This window comes from Dictyobacter kobayashii, from assembly GCF_003967555.1.
Classification (GTDB): Bacteria; Chloroflexota; Ktedonobacteria; order Ktedonobacterales; family Ktedonobacteraceae; genus Dictyobacter; species Dictyobacter kobayashii.
This window is the reverse complement of record NZ_BIFS01000001.1, coordinates 4,888,468-4,912,324: the sequence shown is the minus strand read 5'-3', so window position 1 is coordinate 4,912,324 and position 23,857 is coordinate 4,888,468. Positions and strand designations below refer to the sequence as shown.

Genomic DNA, 23,857 nt, shown 5'->3' with positions numbered 1-23,857 from the left:
ACACTTTCCTTTTTTGAGCCCCGAAAGCACAAAAATGTAAACAAGATCATGGCAGTGTTAATAAGTATCAGGCACATTATTAAAAAATTCTCTTTTTATAAGAAAATGATTTATAAAACATTGAAAGGGAATGATTTTATAGAAATTGACAGCAGATGCGAGTAAAATCTATAATAGATAAAAAGGGATTGATATAAGGAAGGACCTTCATGAAGGATTATTGGTATGCTGGCGATAATACACGATTGACACGCTGGCTCTATATCATCGCGGGGATACTTTTATTTGGGCCAGCAATAATCTCAGGTTTAGCAGAGACTTTGCATATGGTTTTCCTAATCTGGCTGAACTACTTCATTCAATGCGTTGGTTTCTTCTGCTGGGGTATGGCTTCTTGTATAGTGGCGCGCGTGCAGCATCGTCGCGAACCACACATTCCTATCTATACACAACCACGGCTCTGGTTTGGTCTGCTTGGCTTTGCACTGATTCCTAATGGCATAATATTAGGGCTAGAAAATAGCCATGTGCAAGCTGAGAACATCGTATTGGACGCAATAATAGCAGTTTCAGTAATCGCAGTCCTGGTCTGCCTCATATTAGGAGTGTACTTCTGGTGGCGCAAAACCAGAAGAATTACGCAGAGCCAGACAGCTCGGAAACGATGAAATAAAATTAGCAGGTGAACACAATCAGCACGTTCTCTCTGCCTATTTGTCACGGTGCAGCTTAAAGAAGAAGGGTTGCTCCATCCCCTTGTAATCCATCACGCCCAGGAGCGTGTCGGGGTCGATGAGGCGAAATGTGTCATAAATCGGCAGGTTGTCATAGATCATGGAGGCGCTGACTCTGCCGCGATACTCGACCATGCGCAGCCGCGCCTTCGCCTGGCGGGTCTGCAATCTGAAAATAATAAAGGATGGACATGGTCACGATCAATAAACTCTTTACCATACCAGCCAAATGTCGCCAGCAGCCCATCCAGCGGATTATTCGTAGAGATCTCGCTCCCATGCCACCGGCCCATCAGGGTATCGATGTCAACACACGGAAGTGTATCGCACAGCGCAAGAGCCTCTTGCAGGCTCATGTGATCCTGGTAAGCGCGCTCACGCAGCAAATCTACCTGCCTCGCATCTGACATAGACCTACCTTCTCTTTTTACGCTAGCTGTATCCAACCACGGACTCCTATCCTCACCCGATCTCAACACATCAACCCACATCTATTATACATTTCATTTAAGAATCAAACCATGCATAGGACACAGCAATAACAACGATCTGTACGTGCGGGGCTTGCCCCGCTTCTTCCTCCCCCGCATGAAACGAAGCAATAACAATGATTTGCTGCTATTTTATTTGCAGCAAATCTATTCTATTTCTATCTTTCGAGCTCGGAGGTTAAAAGCGGGGGCAATCCCTGCACGCACAGATCGTTGTTATTGCTGCGTTCAAGTGTTTGTCAGGAGGAAGGCAGGGGTCTTTGAACTTTGAAATGTGAGCTCGATTTCATTGCATAAGTAAAATGACAATAGTGCATAAACACTATATAAAAATAAAATCTTCTCTGAGGATTTTAGGAGGAATGAATTATAATGGATTCAACAACGCATGATAAGGGTACTTCTTTAGAAACAGGGATGCAAAGAGAGAGCGCTCCAGAACGCAACAAGGTCGACCCGGAATGTTTATCGCAATCAATTGCGCGCCGGGCTCTTTTCGCTAAAGGGCTGGCTATCGGGGCGAGCGTCATAGGACTGAATCTTTTAGAGGGACAACCATCGGCCTCGGCGGCTATTGTAGCCGCCTTGAAGCCATCACCTGCCAGGCTTAGCACCCAAAGTACGACGCAGCTACATTTCTGCGGTAGGGCCACCAATGGAAGGCTTTTCCACACCATTCGCTTTCCCGGTGGTTCCTGGCAACCTTCCTTCGGCGACGTCAATGCCCAGGAAAGCAATGGCAACACGCTCCACTTCACCGATGTCGATTGCGCGGGCATTGTTGATAACCTGCAACTCACAGCCCTTGGGAGAGATGGCATCATCTGGCATACTATCCGTTTCGCCAATGGCACCTGGGCACCTTCCTTCGGCAATGTTAACAACCAGGAGAGCAATGGTAGTTTCCTGCGTTTCAACCATCTGGGCTGTGCGGGAACCATGAGCGGGAAATTGCAACTCACAGCCATTGGGAGAGATGGCATCATCTGGCATACCATCCGCTTCCCCAACGGGACCTGGGCACCTGCCTTTGGCAATGTCAATAATCAGGAGAGCAATGGTGGTTCCCTGCGCTTCATAGATGTCGATTGTGCTACTATCGGTGAGGATCTCCATGTCACAGCCCTTGGGAGAGATGGCATCATCTGGCATACTATCCGCTTCGCCAACGGCTCCTGGGCACCTGCCTTCGGCAACGTCAATAATCAGGAGAGCAACGGTGGTTCCCTGCGTTTCACTGATGTAGGATGCGCTTCTATTGGTGGCAACTTGCATGTCACGGCCCTGGGAAGAGATGGCGTCATCTGGCATACCATTCGTTTCGCCAACGGCTCCTGGGCACCTGCCTTCGGCAACGTCAATAATCAGGAGAGCAACGGTGGCTCCCTGCGTTTCACTGATGTTGATTGCGCCAATGTCGCCGATACGCTCCATGTTACAGCGATTGATCAGAGTGATATCGTCTGGCATACCATCCGCTTCGCCAACGGCTCCTGGCAATCATCCTTTGGCGATGTCAATAACCAGGAGAGCAATGGCAGTTCCCTTAGTTTCACTGCACTTGGCGCGGCTGGCGTTGTATAACGCTACGGCTGAACACATCCATAGCCAAAAAGGTCTGGCTGGCCCCCACCCGGGGTCAGCCAGACATGATTACCAGGCCCCCAGAGCCCTTGGGCATTTGTCCTGGTCTCCCGATAGACACTTTCTCACAACCCCTACTCCATAATTATAAGACAGCGGGCAGACATGCATACTATACCAATGTCGCACTGCAGGTATTTCGGATCGTGTGACCGGGAAGGGCAAAGAGCAAGATCGAAGAAGTTTTTTCGCAGCCCAGCGAGTATAGTATGCTCAGGTGTCAGATACAGCCTAGACTATCATCCACAAAGACGGGAGAACCCAATGGGAAAAGTTATGTTTGGCCTTTCGGTATCGCTAGATGGATTTATCGCTGATAAAAATGATGACGTCTCACAAGTATTCGCATGGTTTGCCAACGCATGGGAAAATTTCCATGAGGTCGTAGGCGATACACTCAACGAGAACGGTGTGGTGATCATGGGGCATCGGAGCTTCGATCAGATTTACGGTGAGAATGGGTGGGTCTTTCCTGATGGCACAGCCCCCGACTGGCCTGTGATCGTCCTGCAATCACAAGTCCGAGCACCAGTAAAAAAGGGCAAGACGCAATTCTACTTTGTCACAGATGGCATTGAAAGCGCGATCAAGCAGGCACAGGAGATCGCGGGCGATAAAAATGTGGCCCTTCATGGTGCCAGCGCGGTCCAACAAGCCTTGAAGGCTGGTCTGCTCGACGAATTCCACATGGATGTTGCCCATGTTCTCCTGGGTGAGGGTGTTCGCCTCTTCGATCATCTCGGCTCCAGGTCTATCTCATTGGAACATATACGAACGCTTGAAACCCCGGGAGCAACCCATCTCTCGTTTCGCGTAGTGAAATGAAATAAGATCGACGCGCAGCCCACCAAATAGACATGAACATTTTGAGCTAGTAAGTTCCCTCAAACGTCTGTGCATGCCGCTTGAGTTTTTTTATTTAGAGGTTTGCAGCAGTTAATTGAGCGGGGGAATAAGTGGGAGGGCAGGCGTGTTTATATAGGTGTATGACATCACAAAGAATTGGATCGCTTCTGTGGGAAATGGTTTCTCCGAGCATCAATGGGTTGAGAGATGTTCACACAGGAGTATAAAAATGAGATTATATGTAGGGGGACTCCCTTATCGAACGACCGAGCAAGAGCTTGTTGATCTTTTTTCACAGTCAGGTGAAGTGACACAGGCTTCGGTCATTATGGATCGTGAGACAGGCCGCAGCAAAGGCTTTGGCTTTGTCGAGTTGAATAACGACCAGGATGCACAATCCGCCATCCAGCAGTTGAATGGCAGCCTGCTCGGAAATCGGACGATTACTGTTAGTGAGGCGCGTGAGCGTCAGGCAGCAGGAAGCCGAGGATTTCAGAGTAGAGACCGTTATTCAAACACGAATGACTACTATCGGAGCGACCGCTACTAATTTTCAATAGTTAAGTAGTATAAAACGTTCAGACAAAAAAGAAGGCTAGCCAGTTGGCTAGCCTTCTTTTTTGTCTTTGCGCTATTTAAACATGTGGGATAATGTCTATCCTACATCTGGGCGCCCATCAGGTTGCCGCTTTCGTAACGGCGCAAACCTGCTCCGAAGAGGGCAACAGCGCCCAGCGTGAACGCCAAGACCGCGCCCAGGAGGAGAGCCAGCAGCGGCCACGAAAAATGGTGTAACAGCTGTAGCGGCACAAACGAGACGAAGCCTGCTGGCAACACAGTGAAAAGTATTACGCGTACAAATCCGTTAAAGATATCCATCGGATAGGTGCTGAACGAGATCAGGGCACCGAATAGCTGCTGGGCCAATCCTTCGGTGTTGCCGAGAAAGAAAGCCAGCGAGCCGAGCAAGACCATAAATGAGGTATAGATGAGTGCGGTCAGCGGCACCATGATGATGAAGAGGGCGATATGACCTGGATCTGGATGCACCAGGAGCAGGTATGCGCCGATGGCAAAGATGATATCACCCCAGGCCGATGGGTCGGTCGCCGCGATACATACATGTAGCAGGGCATAGCGAGGCATCCCCAGGTACGCGTCCAGCCCGCCGTTCATGATCAGGGCGGGAAGCTGGCGCGCATTGCCGAATATGACGACGCTGGCACCAAATCCACAGGCGGCAACCGACCATAAGATGACGATATCCGTGCCTTGCCAGCCGTTGACCAGCGGAAATTGTTGAAAGTAGTTCCACCAGAAGAAGAGCCAGAGCGAGTTGTTGGCGATCATAGCAACCACCTGCACGATGAAGGCGGCGCGATATTCTAGCGCGGCCTGCGTGTTCGCTAGCGCGTAGGCCAGGATCAACCGGACTTCAGAGGCGCAACGTTTGGGCCAGTTCATAAGATCTTCCTACCCTCCATTGATGTTGACGCGGCGCACGGCGGCGTGATAGATGGCCAGCATAATCATGATACCCACCAGCAGGGTCGCGCATTGTTGTACGAGCAGAGCACCCAGGCGCGCAGCCTCGAAATGGACCAGTGTGCGCGCTGGCCCGTAGAGGATGGCGCTGAATGGCAGTGCTTGCGCGATACTGCGCAATGGCTGCGGAAAGATTTCCAGTGGGGCCAGCACGCCTCCCAGCACAAGCGTGAGCCGGCTGAAGATCAGCGAGAACGATTGCGTCTCTTCACTCCAGAAGGCCAGCAGGCCAATGCTAAAATGCATCACGAAGTCGATGCTGAGCGCGAGAAAGGCGACCAGCGGCCAGGCCAGCAAGCCCTGCCAGGTAAAATGCGGTACGCCGGCCATGACGAGGGCGAGCAGCGAGCCGATCAACGCGTTCATCAGCAGGCGGACCAGGCGCTCGCCCAGGTAGTGCGCGTAATTATAGAGCACATAGCTGGCCGGTCGTCCCAGCAGATAGGCCAGTTGTCCGGAGCGTACCTCCTGGTCGATGCGCCGGGTAAGAGCAGGCAAGCTCAGGGCGATGGTCTCGGCGGCCACCAGGTACCAGATCATATCGGCGATGCTAAAGCCGCTCAGCACACGGGTTCCGCGCAGGGTAAAGGTCGTTTTCCAGAGCTGAGTCAACACAAAGACCAGTATGACCAGCAGCAAAGCCCGAAAGAAAACCTCCATAATATAGGCCAGGTTGTTCAGGATACTAACGCGCAAAATGGCCAGGTATTTTAAGCTGGAGAGCCGAGCACGTTTCTTGAGACGCATGACAAGTCCTGGTCGCTGCGCCGCTCCAATATCGGTCTGCATAGACTAATCATCCTTTCATCAACTTGTCTATTTATCCACCCTACAGGCTGACATTTTCAGCTTCGACTGGCGGCTGTACGGTACCCTGGCTGCCATAGATCGCGGCGATAATCTTCTCCATCGGCGGATCTGAGATCGTCATATCCAGAATATGCTGCTGCTGCATGATGGATGCGATCACCGGCTCCAGCGGACAGCTGGTCGTATCGACCTCCAGCCGCAAACTATGTCCCTGCGCCTTGAGCACCTGTATACCCTCCCGCTTCAACGCCGGAGCGGCCAACTGAAGCTTCAGGCGCGACTGCCGGTCTCCCACCTCGTCTGTAAGCAGTTCCTCGACGGTACCACCCAATTGCAGATCGATAGTTTTCGCCTTCAAGTAGTCGCGTTTCAGGGTCGCGACCGACTCGTCCAGGATGATCTCACCGTGGTTGATGACAATCGCGCGGCGGCAGACCTGCTCCACGTCGCCCGCGTCGTGGGAGGTCAGGAAGACGGTCACGCGCTCCTCGACGTTCAACAGTGCGATTAGATCGCGGATGCGCTGTTTGGCAATCACATCCAGGCCAATCGTTGGCTCATCGAGGAAGACGATGCGCGGCTTGTGCAGGAAGGTGGCGGCCAGTTCACAGCGCATGCGTTCGCCCAGGCTCAGTTTACGTGCTGGCGTGCGGATATATTCAGCGATATCAAAGACCTCGATCAGAAAGTCGCGTCGCTTACGATACTCGGTCATATCCAGCTCGTAGATGCGCGCCAGCAGATTGAAGGTATCCTGTGGCGGCAGGTGATACCAGAGTTGTGATTTCTGGCCAAACACGCTGGCGATATGATAAGCCAGCTGGCGTCGTTGCTGCCATGGCGTGAACCCGAGCACGCGTACCGCGCCAGCCGTAGGATAGAGGATACCAGTCAACATCTTAATGGTCGTACTTTTCCCGGCCCCGTTCGGTCCGATAAAGGCCAGCACCTCGCCAGCATCAAGCGCGAAGCTCATATCTTTCACAGCTTCACGCGTCCGATAGCGCGGCAGCACAAACGACCGCATGCTCTCAGCGATCCCGGAGGCACGCTCCCGGCTCCGAAAGGTCTTCGCTAAATGTTCCACCTCGACGATTGACATACGCATGCTCCTTTGACTGGAAAACTGTCCCGCAACGCTCGGCAAAGCCAGGCAGGCTGGATAAACATGTAGCGTATAACGCAAAAAAGGAGAGACGCAGGTGTGTCACCTGCGCCTCTCCCTTTATCTCAACCTGTCTATACTGACAGATGCTGTGTCACGGTAAGCTCATGGCTAATGTGGAAGAAATTAGAGGACAGCGACACCCGGCCTGAAGATAGCCCATACGAGGCATACAACAGGTAATGGAGGCAAACATGGTATAGGTATCCCAAACTACTTTTGCCTGCATGGTGTTCATCGCGTTCCTTCCATCCTGGAATGATTTTTACAGTAAAGAACTTCTAATAACACAATGGTATTTACATAAAAGCACATACCGTATGTGCATAGTGTAGCGGCAAAATTTGTGTTTTGTCAAGTAGCATGATTCGAAAAGTTGAGCTCCTGAAGTGGTTTTTGTGCTAAAAAGCCTGCAGTTAATTTAAAGAGCGGGCATCTTATTATAGCGCAATATTATATTTATAGACTCTAAAAGCTTGTAATTTCACTCTTTCATGCTTATACTATGAAGTGGGTGCCTACATTTATCTTCTCCTCAGCGTTATTGCCACTTGAATGATCTACATTGAAGTGGTCGTCTGGTATATTTTTTCAAGGAGGAAAATATGCTCAGAAGCATGATGCAACCTCTTCTCCGCATCGCTGCGCCAGTCGTTTTAGTATTTAGCTTGCTTCTCTTATCTGTCCCACCAGCATTTGCCGCCACCCACGCCGCTGTGGTCGGCCCTAAGGCCAATTACCTGGCGGTCGGTGATTCGCTGGCCTATGGTTTCCAGCCCAATCTTAATTTGAACCATGGCTATGCGGAAGATTTTTACGCCAACCTCAAGAGTCATGGTACGTCAAGCTATGCGAATATGGCTTGTCCTGGTGAGACCACGACGTCGATGATCAATGGAGGTTGCACGTACTCGGTTTTGCGCAAATTCCCCTACATTGGTTCTCAGCTCAACGCGGCTGTCTTATATCTAGAATTAAACGCAGGCCGTGTAAGCCCGGTAACCCTGGATATTGGGGCCAACGACATGCTTCACGACATCAATACATCGACATGTACGGTCAGCTCAAGTTGGAACAGTGACCTGGCGACAATGGACGCCAATCTGACACAGGTTATCTTGCCCAAATTGTCCGCTGCCATGACGGTGAACGGACAGCGCAGCGGTGACCTGCTGCTGATGAACTACTACGATCCTTATCAAAATATCTGCCCGACGATGGTATCATATTCGCAGGAGATCAACCAGCATCTGGCAGCGGATGCCAACGGCTACGCGACTCTTGTCGATGTGTTCACGCCTTTCGGCGGCGCGGCAACCCCCAATCCCAATATCTGCGGCTATACATGGATGTGTAGCCTATTCAAGGATATTCACGCGACCTCGACCGGCTACAGCGTAATCGCCAACGCATTTGAGCAGACCGCCGGCTACTAGAGGTTGGATTGTGATATCTCAGCAGAGTAGAAATGTAAAGCTATAGCTACGTACGGCCCGGTCAGACCAACGAGGAGTGGTGTACGCATCCGACCGGGCCACACAATCAATCTCACCTCACCCATCTTTCACCTGATCCTCCCATTGCCAGCTCCCGCTCTACACCTCAACACTCTTCACTTTCACCTTCATGCAAACATTTATCGTGAGATGTCGCAGGTGCGCAATGCGCGCCTGCGACATCTCACGATAAATGTTTGCGGGCGCGCATGCGCACGCCCGCAAAGAAGTGACCCAATTTCCTTAAACCACGGAAAATGGATCACTTCCCACGAGATTTTTAGACAGGTTAAAGCATTACTTTATAAGACACTACAAAATTAGCCACATACCTACAGATATACATCATGAGCAGCTACTTAATTGAAGCAAAAATAGCCAGCACACACGACGCTTACACAAAAGAAAAATAAAACCTTGTCTTATGTAATTTTTTGTGCGCCAAAGAGCTTCCAAAAATTTAACACTGACAACCAGTAAGCTGAATACAGAAAAGGACATTCTCATCTAAGATGCAAAGCATTCAAAAGCGTAGATAAAATTGAATGCTTTATTTCATGCTCTCCTCACCCATATTGTATTGCTGCATATCAAAGCGCCCCGCATATCCCTTTAATATATAACCATTTCACTTAGTATAGTTAGATGGCAACATATAATCCAACAAATAACTTTATAGTGTCACCGAACTATCTTTATAAAGCCCTTGTTATGCTTTTCTCGGCGCATAAAAGTCTTATACAATCCTTTTACTGGTCAGTGACTATTCTTATTTCTTGCCCAGATATTATGTAATTCAAGTCGAAGCCATTGCAAAGGTCTTAATCCTATACTTACATTAAATGACGGTAGGAAATGAGTGCCAACATCCTACTTACATTCCTTAATTATGTCCGCCAATAGAGAAACGTTTCTTTTGCCTCAAAAAAGGAGTTTATTTGTGCAGAAACGAGTGATGCGATTTTTCTCTCTGACGGTTTTCGTGCTGATGTTGTCGCTTGTGACGCAAGCAAGCGCTTTTGCGGCTACAACATCCACGGATGGCGCAAGCAATGCTGCGGGCGTCAACCCTTATTCCCCGGCCAGCCAGCACAGCTATCGTCATGGTGTTGTTCCTACTATTTCACAGAACAACAAAATGAAGGCATACAGCGTAGTGCACCCTGCAGCCACCAATACCCTTGCCTATGGTGGCGGTATTGATGGCATTGGCGTGACCAGTGGCCACGAAAAAGTGTATTTAGTTTTCTGGGGCACACAGTGGGGATCTCAGAGCACCGATGGCAGCGGTAATCTGACCTTCTCTGGTGATCCTGATAGTGGCGCACCTTTGATCCAGAAATTGTTCAAGGGACTGGGTACAGGTGAGCAGTGGTCTGGTACTATGACCCAGTACTGTGATGGTTCTGGTGTTTCAACCGGCGCGACCAGCTGTTCTGGAAGTGCTGCCCACGTTGGTTATCCAACCGGTGGTGCTTTTGCTGGTGCCTGGTATGACAATTCTGGCGCATCTCCAAGTGCGGCCAGCGGTAACCAGATCGCCAACGAAGCCATTAAAGCTGCCGCGCACTTTGGCAATACCTCAGCATCTACTAATCGTTATGCTCAGTACGTTATTCTATCTCCTACCGGTGCCAATCCAGATAACTACAAAACTGGTGGTTTCTGCGCCTGGCATGACTACAATGGCGACAGCTCATTGAGCGGTGGTCCTGCTAGCTCACCTTATGGCGATATCGCATTCACCAACATGCCATATGTGATGGACCAGGGTTCCAGCTGCGGTCAGAACTTCGTGAACTCCAATGGCACGGATGATGGCTATACCATCGTTGAAGGCCACGAGTATGCTGAAACCGTTACCGATCAGAATCCTGCCGGCGGTTGGACCAACACCTCCAGCGGCCAGGAAAATGGTGACGAGTGCGCATGGATCAGCTCTGGTCAGGGTGCTTCAGCCAACGTAAGCATGAGCACCGGTACCTTCGCAATGCAATCCACCTGGTCCAATGACACCAATCGCTGTGATATCTCACACGTAACCGTTGGCGGCGGCGGCGGCGGCAACGACTTCTCAATCAGTGCGAATCCTGGCAGCCTGTCAATCGCTCAGGGCGGCAATGGCTCAGCCACCATCTCAACTGCCGTTACCAGTGGTTCAGCCGCTACCGTTAGCCTGACAGCCAGCGTTTCCCCTTCTGGCCCAACAGCGTCTCTTTCACCAACCTCCGTTACAGCTGGTGGTTCTTCGACCCTGACCGTTTCGGTCGGCTCAAGCGTTGCCGCTGGTACCTACACCGTAACCGTCAATGGTACCGAGGGTAGCGCTAACCATAGCACATCTGTCACAGTGACCGTCACTTCCAGCGGCGGTGGCAACAACTTCTCAATCAGCGCGAGTCCTAGCAACCTATCAATCGCTCAGGGAAGCAATGGATCATCTACCATCTCTACCGCGGTTACCAGTGGTTCAGCCGCTACCGTTAGCCTGACAGCCAGCGTTTCCCCTTCTGGCCCAACAGCGTCTCTTTCACCAACCTCCGTTACAGCTGGTGGTTCTTCGACCCTGACCGTTTCGGTCGGCTCAAGCGTTGCCGCTGGCACCTACACCGTAACCGTCAATGGTACCGAGGGTAGTGCTAACCATAGCACATCTGTCACAGTGACCGTCACTTCCAGCGGCGGTGGTGGTGGCAATGTCATCACCAATGGTGGCTTTGAGAACGGATCTAGCTCCTGGACGGAAAGCTCTTCAGGCGGCTACGAGATTGTAGACTCAAGCAACCCACACAGCGGCAGCTATAGCGCCTACCTCTGTGGATACGACTCTTGTAACGACTCAATCTACCAGACCGTTAGTGTGCCATCGACCGCTTCAAAGATTACACTGACCTATTGGACATACATCAGTACCAACGAGTCAGGTAGCACATGTTATGACTACTTCTACGCTCGTCTGCGCACAACTTCTGGTGCGACCATCTCAACACCACAGAAGCAGTGTAATGCGAACACCCATGGTTGGACACAGTATAGCTTTGATGTAACATCCGCCCTGTCAGCCTACAAAGGCAAGCAGGTTCAGGTATACTTCCTTGGTACGACCGATTCATCGCTCCCCACCAACTTCTATGTTGATGATGTCGCGTTGAATATCAACTAGTACACAGGAAAATAATTTCTGGCACTCACTGATCGGGATGGCAGCAATGCCATCCCGATCTGGTTTTCCTCACAGTAGCTTATCGCTCCCCTTGCTCAGTGTGTGAGCTTGCCCACTTCGAGCTGTAATCCCTGCGCGTTAAGCGGGGAGACCCAGTGCGCCACCACCTTTCCCTGGCGATCAATAAAGATGGTCTCGGGCAGACCGGCTACATTGTAGTTAGTGGCGGTAGCAGCGGTTATGGTGTCCTGCACGTTGGCATAGGAGATCCTGTAGCGTTGCATAAAGCCAAGGGCCGCGCTACTCTTTTCCGCACTGTCGATCCCGATCAGGACGATGCCACGACCTTTGAGGGTTGGCCAGGATTTCTGCAAGAAGATGGCTTCGTCGTTGCAGGGAGTGCACCAGGAGGCCCAGAAGTTCAGAATGACGGGCCTGCCCTTAAAGGCGGCCAGGTGCAATACTGGTCGAGAGCCACTGGCAACAAGGACAGGCAAGGTAAAATCTGGCGCGGGCTTGCCGAGCAGTGGACTCGCGAGATCACCGGTGCTGATACTGCTGTTGCTGGCCTGCGTAGCACTCTGGGCTGGCTGGTGTGCCGGAGTCAAGAGTTGCGTCCAGAGCAGCACGAGCAGCCCCACGTTGCAGACACACACCAGTACAAAGGTCGTTATACCGCGCTTACGTGAGCGAAAAGGGGTTGTCCCCTTCTGCTGCTCCGAAGGGGACAATGATTGGCTGGCTGCGACATTCTCAGATTCCATCATACAGCGTTCCTGTCTCGTCTAATCAGTGTAGCAGTACGCGGTCGATTACCATCACCGCGAAAAGGACGGCCAGATAGCAGTTTGAATACCAGAAAAGTGTACGCGCCCATTTCTTGGTGTGATCCATCAGCAAGCGTAGCGCCATATAGACCAGGATGCCACCCAGCAGCACGGCACCAATGAGATACAGGATGCCCATTCTCTGTGTGACATAGGGAAGCAAGGTAATCGCCAGCAGCAGGATCGAATAGAGAAAGACCTGCCTGCGCGTTTCGTGCTCTCCCTTTACCACGGGCAACATCGGAATATGCGCCCGCTCGTAGTCCTTGTGGATCAGCAGGGCCAGCGCCCAGAAATGGGGCGGCGTCCAGAAAAAGATGATGGCGAAGAGCAGGATAGCGGTCAGCGAGAGGCTATTGGTGACCGCCGCCCAGCCAACCAGCACCGGGACCGCGCCAGCGGCCCCACCGATCACGATGTTCTGCGTTGTGGTGCGCTTCAACCACATTGTATACACGACCACATAGAAGACGATGGCCGCTGCGGACAGCACGGCACTTAGCAGGTTGACGAAGAGGGTCAGGACCAGGAAGGAGCCAATGCCTAAGGCGAAACCAAATAGCAGTGCCTGGCGCGGCTGCACACGTCCCGCGGGCAGCGAGCGCCGCTGAGTACGGCTCATCACCTGGTCGATATCACGATCGATGTAGCAATTGATGCAGTTAGCGCTACCGGCCGCCATGGCCCCGCCCAGCAGTGTCGCGATAACCAGGCCTAACGCGGGCAAACTTCCGTGCACGATAACCATCGCGGCCACCGTGATGCCCAGCAATAGAACAGTTACATGTGGCTTCATTAGATTGATATACGCCGAGATCACCTGGCGCAACGGAACGCTTACTACTGGTACTCCCTGGTCCCCTGCGACCGGGACATCTAATGTTCCACCATGCGTCGTAGGAACTATAGGAAGAACATATGCCGGGCTAATCTTCATCCATGCAGGTCGATGTAGTAATTTCATAAAGTGAATCCCTCATGCGAAACCTCAAAGCAACAAGCGTTACAATCTACAATGAACCACGCTGCTTCTGGTGGGATGGAACATGGTTGTATCAAAGTTGTGGAAGCCAATGCCGCATGCCAGCCAGCAAGCCATTCTCCTCGCTACTAAGATCGGCCTTGAGACTGGAATCGAGCGTCTCGTAATAGAGCTGCGAGCGCCCCTGAGCATCGATGATGAACATGGTTGGATCGTGCACTACGGCAACATTGGTGCTGACCTGGTCATAAACATTGTACTGATGGTAGATCGCTTGCAGTTGTTGCGACGTACCAGTGAGAAATAGCCATTGGTGCAGCATGCCGTGTTTGATCGACCAGGATTGAACCTCGGTGACGCTGGTCGCGGCAGGGTTGGCGTTGACGGCTACCAGCACAACTTTACTGGCCTCGGCAGGCTTTAGCTGAGCCTTCGCGTTATACATAATCTCAGCCGTCAACGGACAAAGCGTTGTGCAGCGTGCATCGATAAAGGCCAGCACCACCTCGCGTCCACGCAGGGTTGATAGCGTGACAGGCTGATTGAACTGGTTGACCAGCGTGAAATCTGGCGCGGCCTTACCCGGTAGCGGAAAACCGCCCAGAGAATTGATGGCCTCGGCAGTCGGCGCCTGGTTACGAGCCGCAAAAAGCAGTCTGGACCCCCAGAGCGCACCGAGAAGCATAATCAACACAAACGTAATTGAAAAGGATAGCAAGGTCAGTGTGCGCACCCGCCCTCCCTGCACGCGCACCGCAGTATCCTCAGTTGGCGTACGTTCTTTATTCTCTACATTGCGCATGGCCAGTTCCTTTCAGTGCTCCCCCAGCGCTACATTGGTGCCGATATCATCGGTGTGCAGGATCAGCCAGCGCTGCAAAAGGACGCTGAAAGCCACGCCAAACGGCACATCCCCAAACGTCCACATGATGCCCGCGCCAAACTGCTGATCCTGTAAGGCTGAGAGTCCTCCCGGCCACTGCACCATATGCGCGTAAGGAGCGTAGATAGGATGGGGAGCGAACCCGATGAGAATAGCCAGCACCACATTTTGCGCTATCGCCACCCCGATACAGCCCATCTTGCCCAGATAACTGGCGCGCGAACGCAGCGGAGGCGATGGGATTATCTGTGTCCAGAACAGGACGCTTACCGCGATAAAGATCAGATGCTCGCACCAATCGTGAATAAGATCGTTGGTCAACGCCAGGTCATAGAGAGTGGGCCAATGCCAGATCCAGATACCGGCCAGCAGGAGCCCACACGAGATAGCCGGCTGGCGCAACCAGTATCCCAGGCGGGCAACGGCCCGTCCCAGAGGCCAGCGAGCCAGCACCTGCAACCAGGCGCGCAACGCTCGCGGCAGCCCCCACCACAGCGGCAGCAGCGGGGCCCCGGCCACCAGTAGCGGAGCCATGACCACCAGCAACAGCAAGTGTTGCACCATATGGACCCAGAACAGACTGGCGGAGAGCGTATCTATCGGCGCGCTGGCGGCAAGCAGGAACGTAAATATCGCAGCGGTAAAGAAGGCACCGCGCCAGAGCCAGGCCGGCCATGGCTCCCCAGCCCTGCTGCCAGCGTCCCGTACCTGCTCCCGATTGACAATCACAGACCAGCCCCGCAGGTACAACGTCTCACCAACCAGGCAGATCAGCAGCACCACAGGCGGCACCGGCCACCCATTAGCATCGAACCAGATACCCATCGCCATCCCTCCAAACGGAAATCAAGCGCAACCAAAAACACCCATCATCATAGGCACCCCACCCCCGTAGGCGCCACCCCCCGTAGGTGCCACCCCCGTAGGTGCGAGGCTCAGCCCTCGCTTGCCACCCCCCGTAGAGCGGCGGCCCAGTATCCCCGCGCCTAAGTACCTCCTAGCATGACCCTTTCCTCCACGCGGTACCCAAACGCTCGGTCCACTTTTAAGCACCGCATAGGCCAGTGTGTCATCGCCGCTCGACCTCTCATCGCTGATACCAGGCCCCACACATACGAGCTCCAGGCGCCTATCACATCAATAATGAGGCAAAGAGCCACATGATCAAGGCCGCGATAACAGTGTAGTACCACCAATAGCCAACCGAGGTCACCAGGTAGCTATAGCCGGCCACACGACCACGCAACAGTCGCCCCAGCATGAGCGCACCAACAATCACCGTCAGCAAGAGATGGGCCGCCGCGTACCAGGTAAACAGTAGCATCAAGCTCACATAGGCGTGGAAAGGAGCGGCATAACCCAGGGTCGCACCGATCCAGATCTGCCCGACCAGGCCCAGCACCATCAAGACCAGGGCAAGGTAGAAGAAAACCTGCTGCCCACTACCATCATCCTTACGCACTGAGCGCTCCCACCAGTAGTAAGAGAGCCCACTCAGTAGCAGCCCGATAATCAACAGGAGTCCAGGCAGGAAGGCCGGGGGATGCTCGCCAGAGAGCCTGTACTGGTTCAGCGTGTCGAGCGCACTCAGGTAGCCACCGGCCGCCATGATAGCCACGATAGACAAGGCATCCGATAGAATGAGCAGTAGCACGGCGGCACGCGCCCGCACCACGCGCACCCGTGGCTCAATCTCGTGCATCTGCTCCAGGGCTGTATTCATAACATGTCTCCTATCAAGGCTATCAATTCTCCAACGGTGTCTCCAGGGACGTGCCTGGTGCATCGCCATCGGTACTGGTTGCTACAGGTAACACATAGTCGCGTGGAGTAGAAGGCACCAGGGTAGCCGCAAGCTCCGCGGCACCATTGACCGGAATAGGGGACGAATAATCATAGGGTAATCCCTTCACCTCGGGCAAATGCTCAAAGTTCTCAAGCGGCACCGGCGTCGGCACAGTCCACTCAAGCGTCCTGGCGCCCCACTCATTGGCCTGCGCAGGCTCTCCGCGTATCACCGATAGCACTACGTTATAGACAAGCGTGAAGACAGAGGCCGCGATCAAGATAGCAAACAGGCTGGCAATCAGATTGGCCACCGCATAGGAAGGAGCAACATTGGCTGACCAGCGCGGCTCGCCCTGCAAGCCTGCATAGAATAGCGCCAGAAACGTGCCCAGGAAACCGATCTCAAAGAGCCAGAAATGGAGTCGTCCCAGGGTAGGATTAAGGCGCCGGCCGAGCATCTTGGGAAACCAGTAGTAGAAGCCCGCGAAAAAGCCAAAGACCATGCTCCCAACCAGGGTGAAATGGAAATGCGCCGTCACAAACATGCCGCCGTGCAAGATCTCATCGGTCGGCAGGTCCGCCAGGTAGATGCCGGTTACACCCCCGATCACAAAGTTGACCAGCATGCCAACCACAAACAGCAGCGGTACCGTCATCCAGACCTTGCCACGCCAAAATGTTCCGATGATGCCCAGGAAAAACAGGCCGGTCGGGATAGAGATCAGCTCGGTATCAAGCATGTAGGGGGCATCCAGCGCGGAAGCCGAACCACTGGTATAGAGGTGGTGTCCCCAGACCAGCACGCTCAAGATGCAGATGCTCACCAGGCCGCCGATCATCATACGATAGCCGAACACCGGCTTACGGGTAAAGACCGAGGTCACTTCGGCCGCCACGGCCATCGCGGGCAAGGCAACCACATACACCTCAGGATGTCCCATAAACCAGAACATATGCTCATACAGCCAGTTGCTGCCCCCGGAGGCGGCGATAAAGAAAGAGGTCTGGAAAACCCGGTCCATCAAGACCATGATCTGGGACATCATGAACGACGGGAAGGCCGTCAGACCCAGCAAGACCGAGAGCAACACGCCCCACACAAAGATCGGCAGCCGTCCCCAGGTCATGCCCCGGGCGCGAAACACCAGCACGGTCGTCACGATATTCAGGGCCGCAATCGTCGTCGAGATAGCAAAGAGTATGATCGTGAAGCAGTAGGCATCCATCCCGGGCGTCAACTCCTGCACCGCGAGCGGAGCATAACCGGTCCAGCCGGTTGGGAAACCGCCAAAGGCCAGAGTCGAAAAGAAGACCGGAATAGCCGAGAAGAGCAGCCAGTAGCTCAAGGCATTGAGGCGTGGGAACGCCATATCGCGCGCCCCAATCATGATCGGCAGTACAAAGTTGCCAAATGGGCCACTAACCATGATGATAGTAGCCACAATCATCAGGATGCCATGCAGGCCCACGATGGTATTGTAGGTCGAAGGTGTCAGGAAGATCGCACCTGGCCTGGATTGTTCCAGCCGGATCAGAAAGGCACCCATAGAGCCAAGGAAAAAGAAGATCAACACAGTGGCCAGGTATTGCATCCCTACAACCTTATGATCGGTCGTATAGCGGAAGTAACGCCAGAGCCCCTGATCCTTGCCAGCCAGTTGCAACTCCTCGGCCGGCGTTGCATCACGGCGGCTAAAGCCCCACCGTCCCACGCCATTAAAGGCCCCGATACCAATAAAGAAGAAAAGCACCCAGGCTGTATAAGCGGCTACCAACTGCGCATCATGATTATCTGGAGCCCAGATGCCCAGCAGCACCCACGCGATAACGGCTCCAATGACGCCAAGCAGCACCCCGGAGACCACGCTGGGGAAAAGGCTTTGTAGCAGACTTGCGCGCTTGACCTGGCTCATAAGTGTCCCCCCTGACTGACAATCCAGGAGTTAAACGACGAACTACTCACTACATCTACCGATGACCACATATAGGAGTGATAGAGTCCACACAGTTCTACGCAGGCGACGCTGTAGCTCCCAATGCGCGAAGGCGTCACGATCGTGGTCGTGGTCACCTGTCCGGGATTAGCATCTACCCGTATCCCCAGCGAACGGATCGCAAAACCATGCAGCACGTCTTTCGAGGTGACTTCGAACACTACCGGACGATTCACCGGTAGCTCAATCAACTGCCCCTGGGTGGAAGCACCGTATTCTGGATAATTAAAGTTCCACAGCCACTGCTGACCCGTCACCTGGACGACCAGTGGATTAGCTGGTGCGGCCACCGTCTGCTGATAAGATGCAAACAATCCCCAGATCACCAGGAAGAGGCACAGCAGGCCGGTAATTCCCAGCCAACCAATCTGTAGTCCCGTCGTTGGCTGTAAAGGCACGGCTCCCTCAGTTGGTTGTTCTTTGACCCGAAAGGCCAGCACACTATAGCCCAGAAAGACAAACACAAAGAGGGCCACCGGTACGGCCAGCGCGGTAAAAAAGACCAGGGTCCCGTTATCAACCGCGTCAATATCGTCCGCGGCCACGGGAAGCACCAGGGGAGCCAGAAACACGACAGCCACAATGCCGATGATGGAAAGCACCGCCCAGATAATCACTGCACGGCGCAAATGATGCGGATCTCGACGCGCAGGCAAAGCGCCCTCAGTATTTTCCTGGATATTCGCCTCAGACATCTTGCCTCCCTTAATAATTTGTGACTTGCAACGTCCCGGCCATAAATCCAGTTGTCGACATCGCGCCACTGAAACCATACGGAGGCACGCGGTCAGCACCACAGGGATCATAGCAATGCCAGATGTAAGTGCCTGCCGGACCAGTGCGGAACTGGAACGAGATAACATTGGGCCTGGGATATTGATTGCCAGCAATCGTTACAGCGTCAGGGGCATCATCAGGAACCGCTACGATAGGCACACTGACGAATAAAGGATGGACCTCCTCAGGCGTCGATTGCAAGGTAAAGGTGTGCGAGATGTTGTCCGCGCTCACCTGGCTCATAGGTTTGTTGTTGACCATTTCAACGCCGCCAACCGTTCCCTGCACCTGCCGAAAATAGGGGTTGACCAGCTTGGTCGCGCTATCATAATTGTTGATGACGACGGTAATCAGACTATTGGCAGGAACTTCGAGGCTGGTAGTAGGACAATAGCTTACCCACTCGATCTGCTGGGCATTGGCATCCTGGTGACATACCTGACTATCGGGGAAGGTTGAGAGTGAGATGGTCGCCTCATTTGTTCCGGTTTTAGAAGCCTTCAGCACACCAGGCTCGTAGCCAAGGCCACCAATGGCATTCACCCCCTGCCATATCGCGGCAAGCACGGCGAAACCGAGAACGATCGCTCCGACGACACCAAGAACAATACCAGACGCACGCTGCTTCAATGTAGTCCTCCTCGTTCGTAAGTGTGACGCAAAAGTTGGACTCTGTACTGATCAATGTGGTGACATACATTACATAGGTTGGATACTTGATGGAGGCTTTCTAGCTATAAAATAACAAATAACAGCATCTTAAGGCGTGGATACCATAAGGCACTGTAGGTACTGGATAGCAGAGAAAGATCAAAAAACGATAAAAGGCCTGGCAAGCATTAAATGTACTGGTTGCGATTTGAGTATACCATAAAAACATGTATTTGTATAGATGTATTTATATATGTGCGGCGCGGCGTATTTAAAGATATATGTTTTTTTAACTTTAATCGGTGAGTAAATACGAGTCCTATCAAAAAACGAATGCTGGCATAATTTCTTTACACTATTGAGCGATCTACTTTTGCTCATGCTTAATAAATGGATCAGTTAAATACTGATTTAAGAACTCAATTTTCTTTTATTCTCAGCCATTCTTCGTCTTTATATCAAGACTGGCTTATAACACAAATTCACTTAGCGATACAATAGAAAGAGGAACACAACTATGGAGGGAAACACGCGCACACAGCGCAATATTGTTATTTATGCATTCTTATCCCTTATTATGTTTGTATCGATATTATTTATATGTTTGTGCCCCTCGTCCGCGCGTGCTGATGGTGGCGCGCCCCAGCTTGCCTATGTGGCTGGAGGGGGACAAGGTGTCAGCGTGATTGATATCGCCACCCAGCGCGTGAGGCGTACGTTTACAGAAACTGGAGGGCCGAGCGCGGTCCTGTTGAGCCTGGATGGACAGTCGTTCTACCTCGCCCAACCAGCCCTGGGCCGGGTCGCGATCATTAATGCCAGCACTGGCCAGCTACGCTGCGCGGCCGCCCTACCGGGACAACCAGCGCTAATGGCGTTGAGCCTGGATGGCAGCGTCTTGTACACAGCCGGACAGGGAGATAGTAGCGTGCGTGCGCTTAATCCTCAAAACTGTGCCATCGAAAAAACCTTCCCAACCCGGCAGCCTATTTATGGACTGGCAGTCACGGCGGCGACTGCGGCCAACGCCACACCTGACACCCCTAACCAGCTCTGGATCAGTGGCACCACGTCCCTTAGCATCTTTGAGGTCACCGGCCACGCACTCGGCACGATACCCATGGAGCAAGGACCACGCAATATCAGTATTCCTGGTGGCTTCACCGCCTACATCACCACGCGCCAGGGAAGCGTCATCGCCATCGATCTCAACACCAGGCGCCTCCTGCGCACGCTGCTTACGGGAGGGCAGTTCGGCCCCATGGATTACGATGCCACCACCGGGCAGATCTATGTCCCCGATAGCCAGCACAAGCAGCTCGCTGTACTGAACCCCGTCACCGCCGGCAGCCGGGAGCAGCCACGTGAGCCAGCGCATATTTTTCAGCTCAACAGCGCCCCACAAGCGGTCGCTATCACGAACGATGGACAACTGGGCTTCGTCGCGCTGGCCAATGGCGAGGTCGTAATGCTGGATATTCCTGCGCGCAACATCATCACCAGTATTCACGTAGCTGGAACGCCACACTTCATCGTCACAGGACTCTATCCGCCCGCCAGCGCCCATGCGCCACTCCCAGCCAGCACCACGACCACAGCCACCCCAGCGACATTGATCAACAAAGAAGTACTCACAATCATCCTACTTATCCTGTTCATTGGGGCTTTACTGTGGATCGCGTTCTGGCTGTACCAGCGGTACCGACAGCACCGAGATAACCAATCATGAATCAACTCTTACTATCAAATAGCGTTCCACCTGCCTGGTCTCCAGTAACAAATAAACGTGCACCCAATATGCAGTCTGGAGCTTCAGCCATATTCCCATTACATCGAAATAAATCAATCTAAATCAAATACAAGCCCTTCCTTCCATCGAAATAGCACATATCCCGAGGGCACATGTAATGAAAATAGCTCGCTGAAAAAAGCTTTTCAACCAGATAATAATACCCGGCGCTCTACACGTGTGTAGAGCGCATTTCTATCAATAATCAGGTAAATTTGCTTAAATAATCCACTATAATTATTACCTGGGAGATTCTCACAATACATATACATTATCTTCACAAATGTGTATTGATCAAAAACACATTTGTAAACAGATGGCCTGGTAAATGGAAAAAGCAGGATAAAATCTACCTTGACAGCAAATTTATTGTTGTCTATACTTCACGCACAAAATATATGATCGCGCAGAAAACTTACAGCTAAGTTCACTAATCAACACAAGAAAAAGCTTCTCTGGGTAAAGATGTGAACTTGAAAGCGTTTAAGAGGTGAAAGGTATGTTTGCTCCAGGGCGCATCTGGAACGATCTGAATGGCCAGCCCATTCAAGCTCATGGAGGAGGAATACTCTATGAGCAGGGAAAATATTACTGGTTTGGTGAAAACAAAAATGGTCCGACCCTACCGCAGGGAGGCCGGGTCGATGTGATCGGCGTTTCCTGCTACTCTTCTAGCGATCTTTTGCACTGGCAAGACGAAGGCATCGTGCTCCCGGCGGTCCAGGATAATCCGGACCACGATCTTGCGCCAACAAAAATCGTTGAACGCCCCAAGGTCATCTACAATCGAGAGACGCAGAGCTATGTAATGTGGATGCACATCGACACAGCCGACTATACGTATGCCCGCGCCGGAGTTGCCGTCAGCGCGACACCGACAGGTCCCTATCGCTACGTTGAAAGTGTAACGCCTTGCAACACCGATTGCCGCGACCTCACAGTTTTTCAGGATGACGATGGCGCCGCCTACCTGATTTTTGCATCGGAGTACAATCGCAACATTACGATCGCGCAGTTGAGTGATGACTACTTAACCATCAAAGATGTATTCACGAAACAATTTTCTTATCCACGCCGTCACGAAGGGCGCGAGGCCCCGGCAATGTTCAAGCACGCTGGAAAATATTACCTGATCACCTCTGGCTGCACAGGTTGGGCAGCCAACGCGGCCGAGTGCGCGGTCGCCTCATCGCCGTTCGGTCCCTGGCAAGTTGTGGGCAATCCCTGTACAGGACCCCAGGCGGAATACACCTTCAATGCGCAAGGGACATTTGTGCTTCCGCTGCCAGGACAGCAAAATGCCTTTATTTTTCTGGCCGACCGCTGGAATCCACGCGACCTTAGCGATTCGCGTTATGTCTGGCTCCCCCTGCAGGTAAAAGCCGGCATCCCGGAGATTCCCTGGCACGAGACATGGGACCTCACTATCTTCCATGATCCTGATCCACATAAGGAATAACGACGAGGAACTGCCAGGCAAGATCGGGCTCGATCAATGCCATGAAAAGGCTGAAAACCCGAAGACGAGCCAAAAGGAGCGTGGAGTGTGTTTGGTGGGCGGCCGCGGCCGCCCACCAAGCACACTCCACACATTAAATAAGGAATAATTTAGTGATAGAGAATCAAAATCAGGCTGTGATCAAAGAAGAGCTAGCAGAGACCAACCCATCGACTCCTCTGTGGCGTCACCGGGACTACCTGCTCCTCTGGAGTGGTCAGGTGGTCTCACAGACTGGCTCACAAGTGTCGCAACTGGCCTTTCCACTGCTGATCCTCGCGCTCACCCATTCACCCGCCCAGGCAGGGATCGCCGCCGCGCTGCGTACCCTTCCTTTTCGCCGTCGCAGGCATCGCCGGTGTGCTAGGGTCACTGGTAGCGCCACTACTCGGTCGTCATCTGAGCTTCTTTATGATCACTATCAGCACCTTGTGGGCACAGGCACTACTCGTACCTTTGCTGATCGTAGCTCCTAACCTGCTCATGCTCGGAGCTATCCTCGCCCTCATCTTTTTCCTTCTTCCCATCTTTGATGTCTTGCAGCGGAGCCGGCGCATGGCTCTGATCCCTGATGCCTTGCAAGGTCGCATCAATAGCGTATACCGGCTGATTGTCTTCAGTAGTAACCCTGTGAGCGTAGCGCTGACGGGGCTCCTGCTCCAGAACGCCGGGACAAAGCTCACCATCCTTCTGATGACAGGCGGCCTCATGTTTATTGCCCTCTCAGCCACACTAAATCCGCACATACGGCGGGCAGGTGCCTGAAAAACATTT

At 52.7% G+C, this 23,857-nt stretch carries 21 protein-coding genes and 1 pseudogene; 10 read left to right on the top strand and 12 right to left on the bottom strand.

Going from position 1 to position 23,857, the window contains the following annotated elements:
- Nucleotides 1–209: 209 nt before the first annotated feature.
- Entirely contained in the window at nt 210–668 is a 459-nt protein-coding gene (locus tag EL645_RS21530; protein WP_126552406.1) for a hypothetical protein, read from the top strand.
- 42 nt (nt 669–710) lie between these two features.
- On the opposite strand, the pseudogene EL645_RS45625 reads toward EL645_RS21530, so the two are convergent.
- A pseudogene (locus EL645_RS45625) lies at nt 711–1,090 on the bottom strand (DUF4334 domain-containing protein).
- Nucleotides 1,091–1,597: 507 nt separating this feature from the next.
- On the opposite strand from EL645_RS45625, the gene EL645_RS21520 reads away from it, so the two are divergent.
- The 3 genes from EL645_RS21520 to rbp all read left to right on the top strand — a co-directional run bounded on the left by EL645_RS21520 (nt 1,598) and on the right by rbp (nt 4,265).
- Nucleotides 1,598–2,809 carry a PLL family lectin gene (locus tag EL645_RS21520; protein ID WP_126552405.1) on the top strand — a complete coding sequence of 404 codons (1,212 nt, stop codon included), beginning with the start codon at nt 1,598–1,600 and terminating at the stop codon, nt 2,807–2,809.
- Between the two features lie 324 nt (nt 2,810–3,133).
- A complete protein-coding gene (locus EL645_RS21515) occupies nt 3,134–3,694 on the top strand; it encodes a dihydrofolate reductase family protein (RefSeq protein WP_161977569.1) in 561 nt (186 codons plus the stop codon).
- 250 nt (nt 3,695–3,944) lie between these two features.
- The gene (gene rbp, locus EL645_RS21510) at nt 3,945–4,265 is read left to right on the top strand and encodes an RNA-binding regulator (RefSeq protein WP_126552403.1); all 321 of its coding nucleotides are present in this window, start codon (nt 3,945–3,947) and stop codon (nt 4,263–4,265) included.
- Nucleotides 4,266–4,375: 110 nt separating this feature from the next.
- On the opposite strand, the gene EL645_RS21505 is transcribed toward rbp, so the two are convergent.
- From EL645_RS21505 to EL645_RS21495, 3 genes are read right to left on the bottom strand one after another with little or no spacing between them, the layout of a single operon-like run.
- On the bottom strand, nt 4,376–5,179 hold the full coding sequence (locus tag EL645_RS21505) for an ABC transporter permease (RefSeq protein WP_126552402.1): 804 nt from the start codon (nt 5,177–5,179) through the stop codon (nt 4,376–4,378).
- Nucleotides 5,180–5,188: 9 nt separating this feature from the next.
- Entirely contained in the window at nt 5,189–6,049 is an 861-nt protein-coding gene (locus EL645_RS21500) for an ABC transporter permease (protein ID WP_126552401.1), read from the bottom strand.
- Nucleotides 6,050–6,089: 40 nt separating this feature from the next.
- Nucleotides 6,090–7,172 (bottom strand): ABC transporter ATP-binding protein, encoded by a 1,083-nt coding sequence (locus EL645_RS21495; protein ID WP_126552400.1) that lies wholly within the window; start codon nt 7,170–7,172, stop codon nt 6,090–6,092.
- A gap of 668 nt (nt 7,173–7,840) precedes the next feature.
- On the opposite strand from EL645_RS21495, the gene EL645_RS21490 reads away from it, so the two are divergent.
- Together EL645_RS21490 and EL645_RS40265 are read left to right on the top strand one after the other, a co-directional pair.
- Nucleotides 7,841–8,671, top strand: coding sequence for an SGNH/GDSL hydrolase family protein (locus tag EL645_RS21490; protein WP_126552399.1), 831 nt, complete (start codon nt 7,841–7,843; stop codon nt 8,669–8,671).
- Nucleotides 8,672–9,671: 1,000 nt separating this feature from the next.
- Entirely contained in the window at nt 9,672–11,894 is a 2,223-nt protein-coding gene (locus tag EL645_RS40265; protein WP_174845309.1) for a hypothetical protein, read from the top strand.
- Between the two features lie 95 nt (nt 11,895–11,989).
- Here EL645_RS40265 and EL645_RS21480 read toward each other — a convergent pair whose 3' ends face one another.
- The 8 genes from EL645_RS21480 to EL645_RS39445 all read right to left on the bottom strand — a co-directional run bounded on the left by EL645_RS21480 (nt 11,990) and on the right by EL645_RS39445 (nt 19,775).
- On the bottom strand, nt 11,990–12,661 hold the full coding sequence (locus EL645_RS21480) for a TlpA family protein disulfide reductase (RefSeq protein WP_126552398.1): 672 nt from the start codon (nt 12,659–12,661) through the stop codon (nt 11,990–11,992).
- 22 nt (nt 12,662–12,683) lie between these two features.
- Nucleotides 12,684–13,685: a heme o synthase gene (locus EL645_RS21475; protein ID WP_218031953.1), complete on the bottom strand. Its 1,002-nt coding sequence runs from the start codon at nt 13,683–13,685 to the stop codon at nt 12,684–12,686.
- Nucleotides 13,686–13,776: 91 nt separating this feature from the next.
- Nucleotides 13,777–14,505 carry an SCO family protein gene (locus EL645_RS21470; protein WP_126552397.1) on the bottom strand — a complete coding sequence of 243 codons (729 nt, stop codon included), beginning with the start codon at nt 14,503–14,505 and terminating at the stop codon, nt 13,777–13,779.
- A 12-nt stretch (nt 14,506–14,517) separates the two neighbouring features.
- Nucleotides 14,518–15,411: a cytochrome c oxidase assembly protein gene (locus tag EL645_RS21465; RefSeq protein WP_161977568.1), complete on the bottom strand. Its 894-nt coding sequence runs from the start codon at nt 15,409–15,411 to the stop codon at nt 14,518–14,520.
- Between the two features lie 307 nt (nt 15,412–15,718).
- Nucleotides 15,719–16,309 carry a hypothetical protein gene (locus tag EL645_RS21460; RefSeq protein ID WP_126552395.1) on the bottom strand — a complete coding sequence of 197 codons (591 nt, stop codon included), beginning with the start codon at nt 16,307–16,309 and terminating at the stop codon, nt 15,719–15,721.
- Between the two features lie 22 nt (nt 16,310–16,331).
- On the bottom strand, nt 16,332–18,287 hold the full coding sequence (locus EL645_RS21455; protein ID WP_126552394.1) for a cytochrome c oxidase subunit I: 1,956 nt from the start codon (nt 18,285–18,287) through the stop codon (nt 16,332–16,334).
- Complete coding sequence (locus tag EL645_RS21450) at nt 18,284–19,063, bottom strand: cytochrome c oxidase subunit II (RefSeq protein ID WP_161977567.1); 780 nt, start codon at nt 19,061–19,063, stop codon at nt 18,284–18,286. Before EL645_RS21450 ends, EL645_RS21455 begins: the two co-directional genes overlap by 4 nt.
- 10 nt (nt 19,064–19,073) lie before the next feature.
- The gene (locus tag EL645_RS39445) at nt 19,074–19,775 is read right to left on the bottom strand and encodes a hypothetical protein (RefSeq protein ID WP_161977566.1); all 702 of its coding nucleotides are present in this window, start codon (nt 19,773–19,775) and stop codon (nt 19,074–19,076) included.
- 538 nt (nt 19,776–20,313) lie between these two features.
- Between EL645_RS39445 and EL645_RS21445 the strand changes: the two genes are divergently transcribed.
- From EL645_RS21445 to EL645_RS21430, 4 genes are all read left to right on the top strand, one after another.
- On the top strand, nt 20,314–21,525 hold the full coding sequence (locus tag EL645_RS21445) for a YncE family protein (protein ID WP_126552392.1): 1,212 nt from the start codon (nt 20,314–20,316) through the stop codon (nt 21,523–21,525).
- Between the two features lie 559 nt (nt 21,526–22,084).
- On the top strand, nt 22,085–23,044 hold the full coding sequence (locus EL645_RS21440) for a glycoside hydrolase family 43 protein (RefSeq protein ID WP_126552391.1): 960 nt from the start codon (nt 22,085–22,087) through the stop codon (nt 23,042–23,044).
- Nucleotides 23,045–23,196: 152 nt separating this feature from the next.
- Entirely contained in the window at nt 23,197–23,559 is a 363-nt protein-coding gene (locus EL645_RS21435; RefSeq protein WP_126552390.1) for a hypothetical protein, read from the top strand.
- Entirely contained in the window at nt 23,540–23,848 is a 309-nt protein-coding gene (locus tag EL645_RS21430; RefSeq protein WP_161977565.1) for an MFS transporter, read from the top strand. The genes EL645_RS21435 and EL645_RS21430 overlap by 20 nt, the downstream gene beginning before the upstream one ends.
- Nucleotides 23,849–23,857: the final 9 nt, after the last annotated feature.